At 36.5% G+C, this 18623-nt stretch carries 19 protein-coding genes and 2 riboswitches; of the genes, 14 read left to right on the forward strand and 5 right to left on the reverse strand.

Features of this window, described 5'->3' with window-relative positions; translation table 11 throughout:
- Positions 1 to 294: 294 nt before the first annotated feature.
- Positions 295 to 397: riboswitch (purine riboswitch) on the reverse strand.
- Between the two features lie 163 nt (positions 398 to 560).
- The 5 genes from C7J90_RS02605 (at position 561) to C7J90_RS02625 (ending at position 5358) form a co-directional block, all read left to right on the forward strand.
- Positions 561 to 977: a general stress protein gene (locus tag C7J90_RS02605; protein WP_103207813.1), complete on the forward strand. Its 417-nt coding sequence runs from the start codon at positions 561 to 563 to the stop codon at positions 975 to 977.
- Positions 978 to 1150: 173 nt separating this feature from the next.
- Positions 1151 to 1825 carry a hypothetical protein gene (locus C7J90_RS02610; protein ID WP_103207815.1) on the forward strand — a complete coding sequence of 225 codons (675 nt, stop codon included), beginning with the start codon at positions 1151 to 1153 and terminating at the stop codon, positions 1823 to 1825.
- Positions 1826 to 1934: 109 nt separating this feature from the next.
- Complete coding sequence (locus C7J90_RS02615; RefSeq protein WP_103207817.1) at positions 1935 to 2534, forward strand: DNA-binding protein; 600 nt, start codon at positions 1935 to 1937, stop codon at positions 2532 to 2534.
- Between the two features lie 63 nt (positions 2535 to 2597).
- Positions 2598 to 2698: riboswitch (TPP riboswitch) on the forward strand.
- An 83-nt stretch (positions 2699 to 2781) separates the two neighbouring features.
- Entirely contained in the window at positions 2782 to 3891 is a 1110-nt protein-coding gene (gene thiO / locus C7J90_RS02620) for a glycine oxidase ThiO (RefSeq protein ID WP_103207819.1), read from the forward strand.
- 75 nt (positions 3892 to 3966) lie between these two features.
- Positions 3967 to 5358 carry an L-cystine transporter gene (locus C7J90_RS02625; protein ID WP_103207821.1) on the forward strand — a complete coding sequence of 464 codons (1392 nt, stop codon included), beginning with the start codon at positions 3967 to 3969 and terminating at the stop codon, positions 5356 to 5358.
- A gap of 110 nt (positions 5359 to 5468) precedes the next feature.
- Here the strand turns inward: C7J90_RS02625 and nfsA are convergent, their stop codons facing one another.
- The gene (gene nfsA, locus C7J90_RS02630; protein WP_103207823.1) at positions 5469 to 6224 is read right to left on the reverse strand and encodes an oxygen-insensitive NADPH nitroreductase; all 756 of its coding nucleotides are present in this window, start codon (positions 6222 to 6224) and stop codon (positions 5469 to 5471) included.
- 290 nt (positions 6225 to 6514) lie between these two features.
- Here nfsA and C7J90_RS02635 point away from each other — a divergent pair, with 290 nt between their 5' ends.
- The 5 genes from C7J90_RS02635 (at position 6515) to ahpF (ending at position 11481) form a co-directional block, all read left to right on the forward strand.
- Positions 6515 to 7357 (forward strand): LytTR family DNA-binding domain-containing protein, encoded by an 843-nt coding sequence (locus C7J90_RS02635; protein WP_158701890.1) that lies wholly within the window; start codon positions 6515 to 6517, stop codon positions 7355 to 7357.
- Positions 7358 to 7454: 97 nt separating this feature from the next.
- Positions 7455 to 8318: an ABC transporter ATP-binding protein gene (locus C7J90_RS02640; RefSeq protein ID WP_103207826.1), complete on the forward strand. Its 864-nt coding sequence runs from the start codon at positions 7455 to 7457 to the stop codon at positions 8316 to 8318.
- The gene (locus C7J90_RS02645; RefSeq protein ID WP_103207828.1) at positions 8305 to 8805 is read left to right on the forward strand and encodes an ABC transporter permease; all 501 of its coding nucleotides are present in this window, start codon (positions 8305 to 8307) and stop codon (positions 8803 to 8805) included. Before C7J90_RS02640 ends, C7J90_RS02645 begins: the two co-directional genes overlap by 14 nt.
- A gap of 568 nt (positions 8806 to 9373) precedes the next feature.
- Positions 9374 to 9943, forward strand: coding sequence for an alkyl hydroperoxide reductase subunit C (gene ahpC, locus C7J90_RS02650; RefSeq protein WP_103207829.1), 570 nt, complete (start codon positions 9374 to 9376; stop codon positions 9941 to 9943).
- Between the two features lie 14 nt (positions 9944 to 9957).
- The gene (gene ahpF, locus C7J90_RS02655) at positions 9958 to 11481 is read left to right on the forward strand and encodes an alkyl hydroperoxide reductase subunit F (RefSeq protein WP_103207831.1); all 1524 of its coding nucleotides are present in this window, start codon (positions 9958 to 9960) and stop codon (positions 11479 to 11481) included.
- Between the two features lie 111 nt (positions 11482 to 11592).
- Here ahpF and C7J90_RS02660 read toward each other — a convergent pair whose 3' ends face one another.
- The 4 genes from C7J90_RS02660 to C7J90_RS02675 form a co-directional block, all read right to left on the reverse strand.
- Positions 11593 to 12543, reverse strand: a complete 951-nt coding sequence (locus C7J90_RS02660; protein ID WP_103207833.1) for a DUF1002 domain-containing protein — start codon at positions 12541 to 12543, stop codon at positions 11593 to 11595.
- A gap of 174 nt (positions 12544 to 12717) precedes the next feature.
- Complete coding sequence (bioB, locus tag C7J90_RS02665) at positions 12718 to 13701, reverse strand: biotin synthase BioB (RefSeq protein ID WP_103207835.1); 984 nt, start codon at positions 13699 to 13701, stop codon at positions 12718 to 12720.
- Between the two features lie 124 nt (positions 13702 to 13825).
- The gene (chrA, locus tag C7J90_RS02670; RefSeq protein ID WP_103207837.1) at positions 13826 to 14980 is read right to left on the reverse strand and encodes a chromate efflux transporter; all 1155 of its coding nucleotides are present in this window, start codon (positions 14978 to 14980) and stop codon (positions 13826 to 13828) included.
- 12 nt (positions 14981 to 14992) lie between these two features.
- Positions 14993 to 15295, reverse strand: coding sequence for a PadR family transcriptional regulator (locus tag C7J90_RS02675; RefSeq protein WP_103207839.1), 303 nt, complete (start codon positions 15293 to 15295; stop codon positions 14993 to 14995).
- A 135-nt stretch (positions 15296 to 15430) separates the two neighbouring features.
- On the opposite strand from C7J90_RS02675, the gene C7J90_RS02680 reads away from it, so the two are divergent.
- The 4 genes from C7J90_RS02680 to gmpC all read left to right on the forward strand — a co-directional run bounded on the left by C7J90_RS02680 (position 15431) and on the right by gmpC (position 18616).
- Positions 15431 to 15808, forward strand: coding sequence for an iron chaperone (locus tag C7J90_RS02680; protein ID WP_103207841.1), 378 nt, complete (start codon positions 15431 to 15433; stop codon positions 15806 to 15808).
- Positions 15809 to 16080: 272 nt separating this feature from the next.
- Positions 16081 to 17097: a methionine ABC transporter ATP-binding protein gene (locus tag C7J90_RS02685; protein ID WP_103207842.1), complete on the forward strand. Its 1017-nt coding sequence runs from the start codon at positions 16081 to 16083 to the stop codon at positions 17095 to 17097.
- 1 nt (position 17098) lies between these two features.
- The gene (locus tag C7J90_RS02690; protein WP_103207844.1) at positions 17099 to 17758 is read left to right on the forward strand and encodes a methionine ABC transporter permease; all 660 of its coding nucleotides are present in this window, start codon (positions 17099 to 17101) and stop codon (positions 17756 to 17758) included.
- A gap of 15 nt (positions 17759 to 17773) precedes the next feature.
- A complete protein-coding gene (gene gmpC, locus C7J90_RS02695; RefSeq protein ID WP_103207846.1) occupies positions 17774 to 18616 on the forward strand; it encodes a dipeptide ABC transporter glycylmethionine-binding lipoprotein in 843 nt (280 codons plus the stop codon).
- The last annotated feature ends 7 nt before the right edge of the window (positions 18617 to 18623 follow it).

An 18623-nucleotide genomic window follows, 5' to 3' on the forward strand; every position in this document is an offset into this window, starting at 1 on the left:
GTACAAAAAAGAGGCCAAGACAAAGCCTTTAGCATTTGGACAGAATAAAACACCGACCGTCAAAGCAATCTTTTCAAGTCATTATTTTCTGCATCAATACTAGCTTTTAGAGCACCTTTAATCGGTCTCTCAGAACACAAACCTTATGTCTCAACCTCACTAAGAGTAATCGTCATGCAATTGTTCAATGGCGCTGTATAGCTTTAATCACGCATATTGACATCTATACCAAAACTTCATTTCTAATATATTACGCAATGCGAGCTCGAATTCAGGAGCTAATTGTAGCGTCTTGTAGCTATAACAATTACTCATAGTCATATCGTTTAAGGCGACATGGTAGAAACTTCTAAAGCCATATTCTTCAGATTATATGAGTGTATAAATTATTAACCGATAATAGCAAATTTATAAAAAAATCGCAATACTATCGCGCTATATTGATTATTTTCAGAAATTTATGTAAATTATTGGTAGACATTGTCAGTTTTTGAAATCGTTTTATTAATTTAAAATGGGGTAGATACATAATGTATATGCAACCAAGGAGGCGCTAAAAAATGACAAAATATGAAGTAGCTCGTACTGAAGAAGATGCAATCAAGGCAGTTGAATCATTTTTACGTAATGGTTACGACGAAAGTGAAATTACGGTTATCAGTAAAGGGAAATTACAAACAGACCGTTTCAACGATTCACAAATTCAACATAAGTCTACTAATGCTACAATTAGTGACAAATTCATGCGATTTTTTATTGGTGAAGATGCCGAGGAAGCTGTTTTGACACGATACAACTTAGAAGAGAATGCCAAGGATGACTTAAAGCAAGACATCTCTAACAATAAAATTGTCGTAATCGGTCAAAAAGACAATGTTAAGAATGGTGAAGTTGCCAACAACGCAGCGTATCAAAGTCAAGATAAGGGTTTGGAACATAAACATATGCCATCAGAGCATACTGGTGATATTGAATAATACGAGCTTAAGACTAAAATGTCCAATGTCGTCCTAAATCCTATCACATTAAGTCATAAGGATTAAGACCGTATTCGCGTCTTAATCCTTTTATTGTACCTTCAATCACGCCCACTTTCACTGAAGCATTGAACCTATGCTATACTTAATCCAAATTAAAAGAGGTGAACAACATGGAATTTGTACAGATCAAATCGACACAAGATCGATGGTATGCGCCTGCTATGGCATTTTATAAAGATAAACTAGACCCCCTTGTAACCGAAGATGAGTCCGTCTTCGTGCAATCATTAAAAACTGAAAAAACACAAAACGATTACGTTTTTTTAGTAGGCATTCATGACCAAAAAGTGGTCAGCTTTGCGACTGCACATTACGAAGCAACGACGAATGCTGGTTTTATCATTTACTTAATCGCTGAAAAAGGACCTCAGTGCAAAACATTTCTTAAATCAACACTTGATGCAATAGAAACAGGTGTGAACGCACTAGCTAATCAATTACATGGGCGCGATGTTAACTTCTTTATGTTTGAGTCTACCTTTGAATCACCAAATGTCGACAACGATACAGCAGATGACATTGCTTTTCGACGTCGCTTTCTCATGCAAAATGACTTTGACAAACAAACTGACATCAACTATTTACAACCTTCTCTCAATCGCAATGGAAAACCTGTTCCGTTAGAATTGTATATCAAAACAAATATTCCATTGACTAAAGACATTTATGGAACAAGTATCAAATCTTGCTATATTCTCAAATATGTATTTGCAAACCGTCTTCCTCGCAAGATTATTTATCCATTACTTATCAAGATGGGGCTGAGTAAAGAAGTCAGTGACTAACCCCTTGAAATCAGCAAATAAAGCCGTTACAATAATGAGGAGGTAAGACTTACGGGTTACTGAACGCACTCTGCCGTTTGTCTAAAAAACTAGAAAGGAATCGTGACTTATGCTAACAAAAGAGTTTGCCGAAAAAACAGGCTTAAGCGAAAAACAAGTTCGTAAAATTGTGCAGCATCTTGAGGAAAGAGGCTACCACTTAAAAAAGACAGAATACCGCGGTCGTGAAGCGACAGATTTTCAAGAAGAAGATATCGAATTATTCCAGGAAATCGCCGAACGTGTGGGTCGAACAAATAGCTATGAGCTTGCTTTTGAAGAACTTGAACAGGAAAAAGATTTTTTACAAGTTATTGTTAAAGAAGATCAAAACCATCTTCCAAGTGATCAACAAGTCCCACACCTTCTTAATGAATTACGCAATGAAATCAATCAAATGCGCGAAGAACGTCAAATGTTAGGTCAAATGGTTTCTCAAGTCCATCAACAGCAAGAAGAGTTGAAAGCATTACATACAAAATTAAATCAACAACTTGAATCGAGCAATCAATCGTTAGCGACACTTACTGAAGCCCAAAAACAACAAACTGAGCAGATTAATCAAACACAACAAAGTATTGAATCTCAAGTTCAACAGCAGAAAGCATTAGCACATACGATTGAACGCAATGAGAAAAAAGGATTTTTACAGCGCTTGTTCGGAGGATAATCCGTACATTTTGCAACAATATCTATCACGGTTTATAATAAGTGATGCATGATTAACTTAATATGACAATGCTAGGGGTGCTCGAGTGAGCTGAGAAAGATGAATCTTAACTCTTTGAACCTGAAGTGGTTAGAACCAACGAAGGGAAGCTTTAATACGATATACTGTTGCTGAAATCAGTATTCTAGCGTATCCATTTCAATCTAATCATCCTCTTGCCCCCTACTCATTGGCAGGAGGCTTTTTTATGGAACAAACCGTCATTATTGGTGCTGGTGTCATGGGATTGTCAATTGCACGTCAATTGAAATCTAAACACCGACACATTCGCATCATCGATCGCTCGACTCCACGAATGAATGCATCCTATGCAGCTGGAGGAATGCTAGGTGCTCAAAATGAATTTTTTGAAGACACACCTTTATACCGTCTTGCCATGCAAAGTCGTGCAATGATGCCCGAAACTGCAAAAGATTTAGAGCGTGAAACAGGTATCGATATTGAATACCAAAAGTATGGTTTAATCAAAGTGGCTTCAAACAGCCACGATATAACAGCACTACACAAACAATTCCAATTTTTACAATCACACGATCATACGATTAAACTACTGTCTTCCTCAGAAATGGCACAACGTTTTCCAAAGCTTGATCCTAATCAAAGTGCCGCTTTTAAAATTCAAGACGACGGACAAATCAATGCTAATATTTATACGCAAGCATTAATAAAATCAGTAGCCCACCGAGAATCTATCGAATTATTGACTCATACCGAAACCACTTCTATCTCTCAACAGGATAACGGGGGCTATCATATTCATACGTCTAAAGGAACTTTCCATGCTGACGAACTGATTATCGCAGCTGGCGCTTGGAGTGGCGCGTTATTGCATCACCTCAATATTCATTTACCGACGCACCCTGTCAAAGGTGATGTCAAACTTATCGCATCTGACTATCATGGTTTGCAAGAAACTATTTTTAATGTAAATGGATGTTACATCGTGCCGAAAAAGCCGAATCGTTTCTTAATTGGCGCTACTTCTGAAATCGACAACTGGAGCACTCAGAATAATCGCGATAACTTGAATTGGCTAGACCGTGAGAGTATTGCTATGATTCCTGCATTAAAACAAGGCCGTATCATTAAAGAGTGGACAGGTATTCGTCCTATTACACCAGATGGAGAGCCCATCATGGGAGAAGTTCGTCCGAATCTATATGTCACAACAGGACATTATCGAAATGGTATTCTTCTATCACCGATTGTGGGGAAACTTATGGCGCAATTGGTAGATGGCAATCACCAAGCACGTGAAATATTACAACCATTCCAACCTCATCAGCATACAATTTAAAAATTATACTTGATTTTATAAACGCTTCCTATTATTCTTATTTTATAAATCGGAATTAAAAGGAAGCGTGTTTTTATGTCTACGTTATATATTATTATCAATATCATTATATTTATTTTAGCACTTCTAGGATTGGCAATAATGGCTAAAAAGCATATTAAATTCCCGAAACGCGTCTTTTTAGCACTAGGTCTTGGTATTATCCTAGGATTAATTTTACACCTTATTTACGGTGCAAACAGTAACGTTACAACACAAACGACTGAATGGATTAGCATTGTCGGTAATGGCTATATAGCGTTACTTCAAATGATTGTAATCCCTCTCGTATTTGTATCGATTGTAGCTGCCTTTACTAAAATTGAAATTGGCGAAAAGTTCGCCAAAGTGGGTAGCTATATATTTATGTTTCTTATTGGAACAGTGGCAATTGCTGCTATTGTCGGGATTGTCTATGCCCTTATTTTTGGTCTTGATGCATCTAGTATCGATTTAGGCCAAGCTGAAAATGCCAGAAGTAGTGAAATTGCAAATACAGCTAGAGAAATGACTGCAACTACTCTGCCTGCACAAATCTTAGAACTTTTACCAGCCAACCCATTCTTAGACTTTACAGGAGCACGTGCAACGTCAACGATTGCTGTTGTCATTTTTGCAGCATTTATCGGATTTGCTTATTTACGCGTCGCACGTAAACAACCTGAAAACGGTCACCTCTTAAAGCGTGGTATCGATGCCGTATATGCGCTTGTTATGGCAATTGTCACATTCGTTTTACGCCTGACACCTTATGGTATTTTAGCAATTATGATTAATACGATGGCGACAAGCGATTTTGCCGCAATTTGGACATTAGGCAAGTTTGTCATAGCATCTTATGCTGCATTAATTACAATGTACGTGATTCATTTGATTATTTTATCGGCATTACGCATCAACCCTATTCAATATATGAAGAAAACGGCTGAAGTCATAATATTTGCATTCACATCACGTTCAAGCGCAGGGGCATTACCTTTAAATATTCAAACCCAAACCAATCGTTTAGGGGTTCCTCAGTCTATTGCAAATTTCTCAGGATCGTTTGGACTATCTATTGGGCAAAACGGCTGTGCCGGTATTTATCCAGCAATGCTTGCGATAATGGTCGCGCCTGTTGCAGGCGTTGAAATTAATTTACAATTCATTCTGACTTTAATTGTCGTTGTGGTTTTAAGCTCTTTTGGAGTTGCTGGTGTTGGGGGCGGTGCAACATTTGCATCAATCCTTGTATTATCTGCCTTAAACTTACCTGTGGGTCTTGCTGGTGTACTTATTTCAGTAGAGCCCCTCATTGATATGGGACGAACAGCATTGAATGTTAATGACTCTATTGTAGCTGGAACAGGAACAGCACGCTTAACAAAACAATTAGACGACGAAACATTCAAATCAAACGACTATAACGAATTAGCATCTCAACATTAACCTAAAAGTGTTGAGCATGAACTTAGATTTGAGTCATTTATTTTATAACCTACCAAAAAAGCTAGCGTACCAGCCCTTTTCATTAAAGGTCTTACGCTAGCTTTTTAATATTATTTTTTGTTAAATCCAGACATTTGCAACCAATCAAGCATCTCTTGGCGCTGTTTACTGCTCATAAAGCGTGCAATTTGCTCTGACCACGTCTCATCTCGCTCCCCATTAGTACGCTGACTATAATAGTTAGACACGATGTCATCATATTTTTTCAGATGAGTCATTTGTTCATCTTTGTTGTCGTTATAACTATCGACATGAAAGACATGTTCAAATGGTAGTCTTGGCTTAGGCATTCCCTCTTCATCATCTGCCGGCACACCTAATGCCATTCCAAATAAAGGAAAAGTATGCTCAGGCAATCCTAATATCTCCCGCACACGTTCTACATCGTTGCGCAGTGATCCTAAATAAACAATTCCGTACCCCATATCTTCAGCAGTAAGGGCAATATTTTGAGCCGCAAGAGCAGCATCAACTGTCCCAACTAATAAACCTTCAGCGGATTCAAAACTTCCTTCCATATCCGCACCTCTAGACTCATTAATTAATTGGTGGCGATAATAGTCAATGACAAAAACAAGCAAATAACCATTATCTACAACATAGGGTTGTCCCGAAACTTCCTTTAATGCTTCTTTCTTCTCAACATCTTCAACACCAATAAATGATGTGGTTTGCAAATAACTCGAAGTCGAAGCCATTTGTCCTGCTTCGATTAACTTTTGAATAACGTCACGGCTTATTTTTTCAGACTTGAACTTTCGAACTGAATGATGCTTTTGCGTTAAATGATAAACATGGTTTGACATTGAACAACACTCCTTTAACTCTACTACACCATTTTATCCTATCAAATTCCCATTCATATTGCATGACTACAAACCTCCATTAATTTTTACCCTCTAAATGACTATAGTACCTAAATTTAATCATTCCTTGTCTATCATCAGCATAAAAACACATTTATACCCTTTTCCAAAATAACACCAATCATTAATGTTATACTATAGCTAACATAAAAAGGCAGGTTTTAGAGATGGTATCATTTAAACTCAAGTGTTCACAAACGCACAGCGAAACCATTACCCACCCACTCACTATGATAGTCAGTGAGGATGAGTTTCAAAATAACATATTAAATATAAACAACCATATATATACTACAACTTTGAATGAGCCTTTACCTGAAACATTAAAAGTCAAAGAATGTATTCATTTTTGGAAGCAATGGTTCAACAAGCCTATCCGTGTAGATGACTTAATTGCACAATTTAATCTTGCAACAGTCCAAAATGAAAAAGTCAAAAATATATCCACCTCAAATCTTAAGTTACTACATCTTGTTCGCATTTCTATTAGTGAACATCAATATATTTTAATTAAAGAACCTTTACAACAATTAACGATTGAACATAAATCACTAATGATGCGACTCATTCGAAAATTAAGCCAAAAGTCTTCTATCGTGTGTACGACCAATCATGTTGAAGAAGCATTACTTCTAACAAATAACTCTTATCGATTGAGCCACCAAGGATTAAAACGATTACAATCGGAAAATGAAACTTCTAAAGATTTTGACGTTCAACCCGTTCGCCGACAAGTTCATCGCGTATCAATAAAAGTTGGCGAAAAAATTATTCTAATTGACCCAATAGATATCGACTTTATAGAGTCTCGTGAAGGAAAGGTTGAAATTCATATAGGAAAAGAAGTCTACACAAATGATAAGACCCTTACCTTTATGGAATCACTACTTATAGACTATGGATTTTTTAGATGTCACCGCTCTTATCTTGTCAATTTACAAAAAGTGAGCGAGATTATTACATGGTCGAAAAATAGCTATTCTTTATATTTAAATCAGAATAGAGACCAAATCATTCCATTGTCTAGAGACAAAGTTAAGGATATTGAACATATTTTCAAGCTCTCCTCATAACATTTGAATGATTTATAGGTACATTTCATCAGTTTTTAGTATTGCTTACCGTATGATTATTATATTCTTGTCCTACTATAGATAGGAGGGCACATATATGCAAAATATCATTCAACTACAACACGTTCAAAAGAAGATTAAAGATCAAATCATTGTTAAAAACTTGGATTTTTCCGTCAAGAAGGGCGAGATTTTTGGTTTTTTAGGACCAAGTGGTGCTGGTAAAACTACGACTATTAATATGATGACTGGTTTATTCAAGGTGTCTAAAGGGAGTCTAAATGTTTTAGGCTATAATGCAAGTAAATTAGGTACTTCTCAATTCATGCATAATATTGGTATTATGACAGACCACTCATCTTTATATCACCGTTTAACAATATATGAAAACTTGAAGTTATTCTCTGATATTTATCAGATACCAACGCAACGCATAGATGAAGTATTAGAAAATGTTGAGCTAAATGATCACAGAAATAAGCGTATTAGTGAATTATCGTCTGGTATGAAACAACGCGTTTTGCTTGCAAGAGCAATTATTCATAAACCCAAATTATTATTTTTAGATGAGCCCACTGCAAACCTTGATCCTATAACTTCGAAGTTGATACACAGTCGTTTAAAAGAGATTAACGAGCAAGGTACAACTGTTTTTATCACCACACATGATATGGATGAAGCTGCACAATTATGTCACCGTGTAGCATTCATCATCAATGGAGAGATTAAGTTAATTGGTCATCCGCAGTCTTTGCAATACCAATACGCCACACCTACAATTAAAATCATCACTAAGGACGACATTCATTTTACATTAGATATCAATTCAGACACTGGCGCATTGATTCATAAATTAATCACTAATGATAACTTAAAATATATTGCTTCAGATATACCATCACTAGGAGATATTTTTGTAAAAGTTACTGGAGAGGAGTTAAAAAGCAATGAAATTATTTAGAGTTAAAGCTGTAATCTATAAAGATTTTAAAGAAATTTTACGTAATCCTTCTCTCTATTTTATGATTATTATGCCTATATTACTTGCTCTATATTTTAAGTTTTTGAGTGCATCCCTTGCCTCTGAAGGATCAACTGAATCATTTAATGATTTACTAGTGTATATCATCATTGCATTCTCACTCACAATGCCATTAGGTTGTATTACCATTTCTATACTAGCTGAAGAAAACGAAAAAGGAACATTACAAAGTTTGATTGAGACACCCCTTAAACCTGTTGAACTTTTGTTAGGCAAAGCTTTTTTAGGCACTGTTAGTAGTCTAATCACCTCGGTAATCTCACTCATCGCTTTAGGTATACCTTTTAATATACAGTGGCATGACTATTTGAGTCTGTTATTATACATTGCTATGATAATTTGTTTTGCTTTAGGTTTTGGCTTAATCACTAAAACAATTGGTCAATCAGCTTTTTTATATTTATAGTATTAATTCTATCAATGACTCTCTTTGTAGAAATTTTTAAATCAGCAAATGTTTCAAACATCTTAATATATTTACTCAATTACTTTCCAATGAATATCGCTTTCTTCATTCATATTCATAAGGAACCTTTTCACCTATTCTATTTACTATTATGGTTCTTATTATCTGCTATATTTTTATTTGTGATATATAGATTCAAGACTCGCAAAATATAATGACTAGTACGAATACGGATTTCAGTGATAAATGTAAGGTTTACCCACTATTATTAATTGTTGCTCATCAATTTTAAGCATAAGCGCTTTAATTGAGAAAATGTAATAATAAATGATATTATGATGATATAGAACTTGGTGCTTTGTAAGTACATTAATAGAGAATTAATCCCTTATTAATAAGCACTAACAAACATTCTATTATTATCAGAGTTTATGTTTGACGTTTCATTCATAACATGTAATAATAATGCTTGAGATTAGAATTATTATTAAAAAGGAATTATGACAAAAAAGATTTGCCTATAATTCTAATCTAATAATAATATTAAAATACTAGGAGGATATCCATTATGTCTTTAATCGGTAAACAAATTGAAGATTTTACAGCACAAGCATACAATGCTAAATCAGATGAGTTCGTTGAGGTTACTCAAGAAGATTTGAAAGGTAGCTGGAGCGTAGTTGTATTCTACCCTGCAGATTTCTCTTTCGTATGTCCTACTGAATTACAAGATGTACAAAATCAATATGCTAAATTACAAGAGTTAGGCGTAAATGTTTACTCTGTTTCAACTGATACACACTTTGTACACAAAGCTTGGCATGACCATTCTGACGCAATTAGCTCAATCGAATACACGATGATTGGTGACCCATCACAAACCATTACTCGTAATTTCGACGTATTAAATGAAGAATCTGGTCTTGCACAACGTGGTACATTTATCGTTGACCCAGACGGTGTTGTTCAAGCAGCTGAAATTAATGCAGATGGGATTGGTCGTGACGCTAGTACTTTAGTACACAAAATTAAAGCGGCTCAATATGTACGTCAAAATCCTGGTGAAGTTTGCCCAGCTAAATGGGAAGAAGGTAACGACACTTTAACACCTGGTTTAGACTTAGTAGGTAAAATTTAAGGAGGCTTTACTGAATGTTAGATCAAGAATTAAAGAAACAACTCTCTCAATTTCTTGATTTGATGGAAGGTGACGTAGTATTCAAAGTGAGTGCTGGTTCTGATGATCATTCACAGAAACTAAATGATCTTGTAAACGAAGTCGCTGAAATGTCACCTCGAATTACAGTAGAAAAAGCTGAATTAAAGCGCACACCTAGTTTTAGTGTGAACAGACCTGGAGAGGACACTGGCATTACATTTGCTGGTGTCCCTCTTGGTCATGAGTTCAATTCTTTTGTACTTGCACTACTACAAGTAAGTGGGCGCGCACCAAAAGAAGAACAATCTGTAATCGACCAAATCAAATCAATTAACGAACCTTTAAATTTCGAGACATTTGTAAGCTTGACTTGTCAAAAATGTCCGGATGTTGTTCAAGCAATTAACCTCATGAGCGTGATTAACCCTAATATTACGCATACTATGATTGACGGTGCTGTATTCAAAGAAGAATCAGAAGACATTATGGCAGTTCCCTCTATCTTCTTAAATGGCGAACAATTCGGTAGCGGTCGCATGACTGTGACAGATATTCTAAGTGAACTTGGCCAAGGCCCAGATGCTTCAGAATTTGAAGGCAAAGAAACTTATGATGTATTAGTGATAGGTGGCGGCCCTGCAAGTGCAAGTTCAGCAATTTATGCTGCGCGTAAAGGCTTACGTACAGGTATCGTTGCTGACCGTATTGGTGGTCAAGTGAATGATACAGCCGATATCGAAAACTATATCGGTGTTACCAAGACAAATGGCCCCGCATTATCAAGCAACTTAGAGCAACACATCAATGATTACAATGTTGATGTAATGAAAGGTGTCCGAGCTGAAGCACTTCGCAAAACAGATGAAGGTACTGAAATTGTCCTTAATAACGGCGCGACACTTCAAACAAAATCCTTAATTATTGCAACAGGAGCAAGATGGAGACAGCTTGGTGTACCTGGTGAGCAAGAATTTGCAAATAAAGGTGTTGCATACTGCCCTCACTGTGACGGCCCTCTATTTGAAGGTAAAGATGTCGCAGTAGTTGGTGGCGGTAACTCAGGCGTTGAAGCTGCCATTGATCTTGCAGGTATATGTAAACACGTTACATTACTTGAGTTTGGGTCTGAGATGAAGGCTGATCAAGTTTTACAAGATCGTCTACAATCATTACCTAATACAACTGTGATTACGAATGCAGCAACGTCAGAAATCACTGGTGATGACCGTGTTAACGGTATCTCTTACACTGATCGTACAACTGACGAAGTGAAGCATATTGATTTAGATGGTGTCTTTGTTCAAATTGGGCTATCTCCTAATACAGAGTGGTTAGGTGACACTGTCCAACGTAACAAAATGGGCGAAATCGAAATCGATCGTTTAGGTCATACAAATGTTCCCGGTGTATTTGCAGCTGGTGACTGTTCTGACCAACGTTACAAACAAATTATCATCTCAATGGGTTCAGGTGCGACTGCTGCATTATCAGCATTTGACTATCTGATTCGTCATTAACTTTTATAACGCTTCAGGCAATATAATTGTTCGCAAAGTATTTTCGTAGCGGATATATCAAGAGAGGTTGGAAGCCAGTGAATGGTCTCCAACCTCTCTTTTTGTGTTTTATTATAAGAATGATGTCAGCCAATGCCATAATTTAGTAAATATTGCTACAATCGCATCCCACAACTTTTGTAATGCATTGCGATTTTCTTCAGTGTCTAACTTTTTCAATGCATCCAATTTATCGCCAGCATCACTTTGAATTTGCTTCATCAAATCTTGTGCTTGCTTTTTAAATGCGTCAGGATCTTGATTGATGACATCAGAGTTTGCAACATTCTTCATCATATTTTGAATCATTGCTATCTCACTGTCATTTAAAATTTGATTGAGTCCCTTCTCATTTAGCGTTTGAATCACAATATTGTTAATTGTAATGTCGTTGATTTGTTGATTAGACGTTTTTGCATCGGCTATTTGCGCTTTCATATCTGCAATAGCCTCATTAAGTGCTTCATCTGAAAAGGCGTCACTTTGAGCATGATTTTCACTGATTCGAGCTAATTCATTCATCTCTTGATGCGCATTTTGTATATCTTGACCGTTAAGGGTATGACCTTGTGCTTCATACGCTTTATAAATACCTGTCAGTGCACCTTCACCTGACACCGGGTCAATTGACGCTATTTTAATCACTGCATCTTGAATGCCTGCAGTTATCGCAGCATTCATATATTGCTCCCGAGTGATTCGTGTAATATTTTCAGGCGTTTCTATCTCAACATCCACACCACTTGTAAAGCGTTTGGGCTTAATCAAGGCACTAGAATGAATGTAGTCATACTCTGTGCCTGTGTAACGTACAACATCCGTACTTCCAACCTTATATGTGGTCACATTATTGCCGACACCCAATTTATCTTTTGTTTCTTCTAATTGTTGTTCATTTAAGTCCGCACCTTGAAGGAAAATTTCCTCTTTTGGTTTGAATTCATTGGCTGCGTATACATTTTGTACAGTTCCAAGCATTAGAGCTGATGCCGCAATGCCAGTTATGATTCGTTTTTTATGCATTTTTTCACTTCCTCTGATGCAATCATCGTTTTTGCTATTTTAACATATGTCTAGTGCCTATATTGTCATACTCTAGCCTTACATGATGAAAGTCATACGATATTTTATAATAGTATAACAAAAATAACTCTTCAACCTCACATCATACGTGAAATTGAAGAGCCTTCTTATCTTTTACTGCACTGTTGTCATATCATTGGTATAATCGATTTCATATCCCATATCGCGAATCATATCATAATCCATTTTGTTAGGTTGACCTCCTGTAATGAGGTAATCTCCAACAAAAATAGAATTAGCAACCATCAATGCTGTTGATTGCAACGAACGTAAATTGACCTCACGCCCACCTGCAATGCGGATTTCTTTCGAAGGATTAATCAAGCGAAATAGCGCTAAAATTCTTAAACAGCGCATTGGTGTCAATTCATCTTTATTCCCAAACTTTGTGCCTTTTATTGGGTGTAAAAAGTTAACCGGAATACTATCTGCATCAATTTTTTTCAGAGCGAAAGCCATATCTACAATATCTTGATTCGTTTCGCCCATACCACAAATCACCCCTGAACATGGTGAAATGTTGTGTGCTTTCATTGTTTCAATCGTATCCACACGATCTTGATAAGTATGTGTCGTAACAACCTCGTCATGATAGTTTTCACTCGTATTCAAGTTATGATTGTAACGATCAACACCTGCTGCTTTAAGACGTGCCGCTTGTTCTTCATTTGCCAATCCAAGACATGCGCATATTTTAAGTTGAGGATGCTCAGATTTGATGCGTTCAACCGATGCGGTAATATGATCAACCTCTTTATCACTAGGGCCTCGACCACTCATGACGATACAATATGTACCAATATGATTGTCTGCCGCAACTTTTGCCCCTTCTGTAATTTGATTTTCAGGAATTAAGGCATAGCGTTGTTTTTTCTTCATTTCGCGAGATTGGCCACAGTAACCACAATCCTCAGGACAAATGCCACTTTTCGCATTTAAGATCATATTCAACTTCACTTTATGACCATAATAATATTTGCGTAACTGATATGCCTCGTTTACTAAATCCATCGTATCGATTTTCTCATCTGTAAAGAGTGTATAGGCTTCTTCAGGTGACAAATCTTCACCGTTCAAAATTTGGGATGCAATATCCATCGTATTCCCCCTTTAATAATAAGTTCTTACAATATGGATATTATACTATAATTGTAAACTTTTTAAAATCAAAGTTTACATACATCATCGCATACACACATTGTCTTATTCAATTTCTAATACTTTAGTAAACCATCACACCACCTGCTAAGCCTAATATAACAATTGCCCATGACGGCACTCTACAATAAGCTAACAGCACAAATAAAATAGCTGCAAATACAAAATCAATATGTGAATGAATCGTTGACGTCACAATAGGGTCATAAAATGCTGCAATCAATATTCCTACAACACCTGCACTAACGCCTTTCAACGCTTTACGGATTAATCTATTTTTTTGTAATTGTTCCCAAAATGGAAGTACACCTATTAGCAATAAAAAGGCCGGCAAGAATATTGCAAGTGTAGCGACTATACCCCCTAGCCATCCACCTACAACCGTTCCAATATAAGACCCAAATGTAAATAGAGGTCCTGGTACTGCTTGAGCTAATGCATAGCCTGTTATAAAGTCATTTGCACTTATCATATGAGTCACTACAAACTCTTCTTTCAACAAAGGCAACACCACATGTCCTCCACCAAAGACGAGCGCACCCGCACGATAGAAGCTATCAATCATTGCAATCCATTTTGATTGAGAGATCACATTTAAAATAGGCAATACGATCAGTAGCACCAAGAACAACACTAAAGCGCCCATTCCAACGGTCTTACGAATTTTAAATAATTGAAGATGAGTCGTTTGTGTTTGAACATCTTTAAATAACATAATACTAACGACACCAACGATTATGAGTGCTATTACTTGGGAAGCTGGATGCGTAACGAGTACAGTCACAACCAATGTAAATAATGCCATTAATTTTGTTTTGACATCCGGCAGCAGCTTTTGAGCCATCCCTAAAATGGCATTCAATACAACCGCCACTGCGACAATCTTTAATCCTTGAACCCAAGTCATATCAAAGTTCATCTTTAATAAAAGACCTGCAAATATCATGAGCACTAAAGCTGAAGGAAGGGTAAAACCTATAAATGAAACTACACCTCCTAATAATCCTGCTTGAGCAACTCCGACACCAAATCCAACTTGACTACTCGCAGGACCAGGCAAAAACTGACATAAAGCAACAAGATTCGTATATGCCTCATCGTTTAACCATCGCCTCTTCTTTACATATTCATCATAGAAATAACCTAAATGTGCAGTAGGACCACCAAAAGATGTACACCCCAGTCTTAACGCAATCAAAAATAAACGAAAATAACTCAACTTACACTCCCCTTATATTTCATCTATTAATTCCCGTAACTGCTCTTTACTTTTTTGCAACATAGCATGACCCAATTGTGTGCAACGATAATTTTTACGCTGATGTCCATCTACAGTGACAAGCTCCACTTCAAGTAACCCCTCGTCCTCCATTCGATGCAGTATCGGATAGATCGTTCCCGCACTCATGTCATAACCATGCCCTTTCAACTCATCCATCATCCAACGCCCATATACTGGACGCTCTAAAGCGTGATGTAAAATATGAATATAGATAAATCCCAAAAACATACGACGCTCTATTTTATTTTGCAATGAGCCACCTCCTCATTAATATCGAAAACCGATATCGAATTGCGTTATTAACATATCATATTAAGTTATTTAAAACCACTTTGATACTTCTAAGGTATGATATACTATAGCCAAACGATGAAACAGGGGGAAAATATGGATACATTAGAGGAATTTTTAGATACCATTGAAAAAGCTGAGCACCGCGCAATACTAAACAATGTCATCACACAGTTACTGAAAGATTATCCACAACTCAAACTTGAGATTAAATGGAATCAACCGATGTTATTATTAAAAGATAACGGCACTTTTATATTAGGATTTAGTAAAGCAAAACCTCACTTTGCCATTGCTCCAGAAAAATATACCCGTGATTATTTTGAAAAAGAAATTCAAGATGCAGGCTATCAATTGACTAAAATGTTCTTTAAAATTAAATGGACACAACATGTTGATTATGATTTATTGCATCAAATAATTGACAAAAATATCGAAGACAAACGCGAAGCCTCAAAATTCTGGCGTGAGTAATTCTTACGCCAATCATTACTTCTGATGAAGTAGCACTGCCAAAATATTAACTTGCTACTTCATCAAACCTTTTGAGCACCTTGATTATTCTCCTTTATTTGACTAACCACACTCTCTCTTCAAAATGATATATTTTCACACCAAATCATATATAAAAATCAAATTTAATAACAAAAAGAAAATTCAGAAAACAATGAAATAAGTATTGACACTTAATGGACTATCAAATAAAATCATTAGTAAATAAGTCGGGATTATAGGAGGTTCCCTCATTGATAGAGTTTAAAAATATTCATAAATCTTTTAAAAAGAAAGATACCACTATTCACGCTTTGAGTGACGTAAGCTTCAAAGTGAATCAAGGTGATATATTTGGGGTAATCGGCTATAGTGGCGCTGGAAAAAGTACACTTGTCCGACTGGTGAATCAACTTGAAAAGCAAACATCAGGAGATGTACTCGTAGATGGTCACCATTTGAATACATATAATCAAAAAGACTTACGACGTGTTAAAAAAGACATTGGCATGATTTTTCAGCATTTTAACTTATTAAATTCTAAAACTGTCTATAAAAACATAGCCATGCCACTCATTTTAGCCAAAATGGATCCGAATGAAATCAAAAAACGTGTAAACGAAATGATTGATTTCGTAGGGCTTAACGGTAAGGCACACCAATTTCCTAGTGAACTGTCTGGAGGTCAAAAGCAACGTGTTGCCATTGCACGGGCCCTTGTCACAAATCCTAAAATATTGTTATGCGATGAAGCAACGAGTGCACTAGATCCAGCGACAACAGACTCAATTCTCGATTTGTTAAAAAAGACCAACCAAACATTTGGCGTCACTATTTTAGTCATTACACACGAGATGAGCGTTATCAAAAAGATTTGTAATCGGGTCGCTGTTATGGAAAACGGCCGTGTCATTGAACTCGACACAGTGAAACGTGTTTTTAGTCGCCCAGAAACACTGACCGCAAAACGTTTTGTGTCGACAGTTATTAATACAGAACCTTCTCAATATGTGCTGTCGAATTTAAAACATAGTCCTCATTCACACACATTAAAATTATTCATTGAAACTGCTCAAATACAGACAACAATTGTGAATGATTTAATTCAAAAAGTAGGTGTACAAATCAATATCTTGCATGCATTTATGACTGATATTCAAGACGATACTGTGGGTTATTTATGGTTGAATATTGAAGGTAATAACGAACAAATGTCTCAAGTTCACCATTATTTAACTGCGCTACATATTCAATTTGAGGAGGTAGTGTAATATGTTAGGTTCATCTATCGACGCTTCCCAACTACTTGAAGCTTTATATCAAACACTATATATGGTGACAGTCTCACTTGTGATTGGGTCTCTTATCGGCATTCCACTTGGTATTTTGTTAGTCATTACACGTCAGAATGGCATTTGGCCGAATATGATGATTCATCATCTATTAAACCCTATTATCAATATCTTGAGATCTGTGCCTTTTATTATTTTATTAATTGCAATTGTTCCTTTTACCAAATTATTGGTTGGAACCTCTATCGGCACAACTGCTGCAATAGTCCCACTGACAGTATATGTCGCACCTTATATTGCACGCCTTGTCGAAAACTCGCTACTTGAAGTAGATGATGGCATTATCGAAGCCGCACATGCAATGGGTGCTTCACCAGCGCAAATCATTCGCTATTTTCTATTACCCGAAGCGCTTGGCTCATTAATACTATCCATTACGACAGCGATTATAGGGCTCATCGGTGCCACAGCCATGGCAGGCGCTGTAGGTGGTGGTGGCATTGGTGATATGGCTTTAGTGTATGGTTACCAACGCTTCGATACACTAGTCATCATCATTACAGTCGTAGTACTTGTCATTATCGTTCAACTGATACAATCAATCGGTAACACCCTTGCCAAAAAGGTACGCCGTCATTAATAGGAGGATTTACATATGAAAAAATTATTAACATTACTTATTGCGACTATCATCGTATTAGCCGCATGTGGCCAAAACAATGATAATCAAAAAGTAACTATTGGTATCGCTTCTAACGACTCAAAAGCTTGGGAGAAAGTGAAAGAACTCGCTAAGGATGAAAATATCGACTTAGAAATCAAACAATTTTCAGATTATAATGTCCCTAACAAAGCCTTAAATGACGGTGACATTGATATGAATGCATTCCAACATTTTGCTTTCTTAAATGAATTCAAAAAAGCAAATGACGGTACAGATATTACACCCATTCGCACCTCAGTTTTAGCACCATTAGGGATTTATTCTGATAAGGTTGATAACATTCAAGACGTTAAGAACGGCGCTAAAGTGGTCATCCCTAACGATGTCTCTAACCAAGCCCGCGCATTAAAGTTACTTGAAAAAGCAGGCTTACTTGAACTTAATGATAATTTTGGATTATCAAGCACAACTCAAGACATTAAAGATAATCCTAAAAATTTAGACATCCAAGCCGTTGATGCCCAACAAACAGCTCGTGCATTATCAGATGTCGATATTTCAGTGATCAATAACGGTGTCGCTACTAAAGCAGGCTTAGACGCTAAAGAAGACCCTATCTATTTAGAAGACTCAGACTCTGATGCTACAAAACCCTATATCAATGTCATTGCAGTCAATACTAAAGACAAAGACAATAAAACATATCAAAAAATCGCAGAACTTTATCATTCAGATGAAGCAAAAGATGCGTTAAAAGAAGATACAAAAGATGGTGAAATCGTCGTCGATTTATCTCAAGGGGAAATCAAAGAAATTGAAGACAGTTTAAAATAAGCATATT

Origin of the sequence: Staphylococcus felis, assembly GCF_003012915.1 — a bacterium.
Classification (GTDB): domain Bacteria; phylum Bacillota; class Bacilli; order Staphylococcales; family Staphylococcaceae; genus Staphylococcus; species Staphylococcus felis.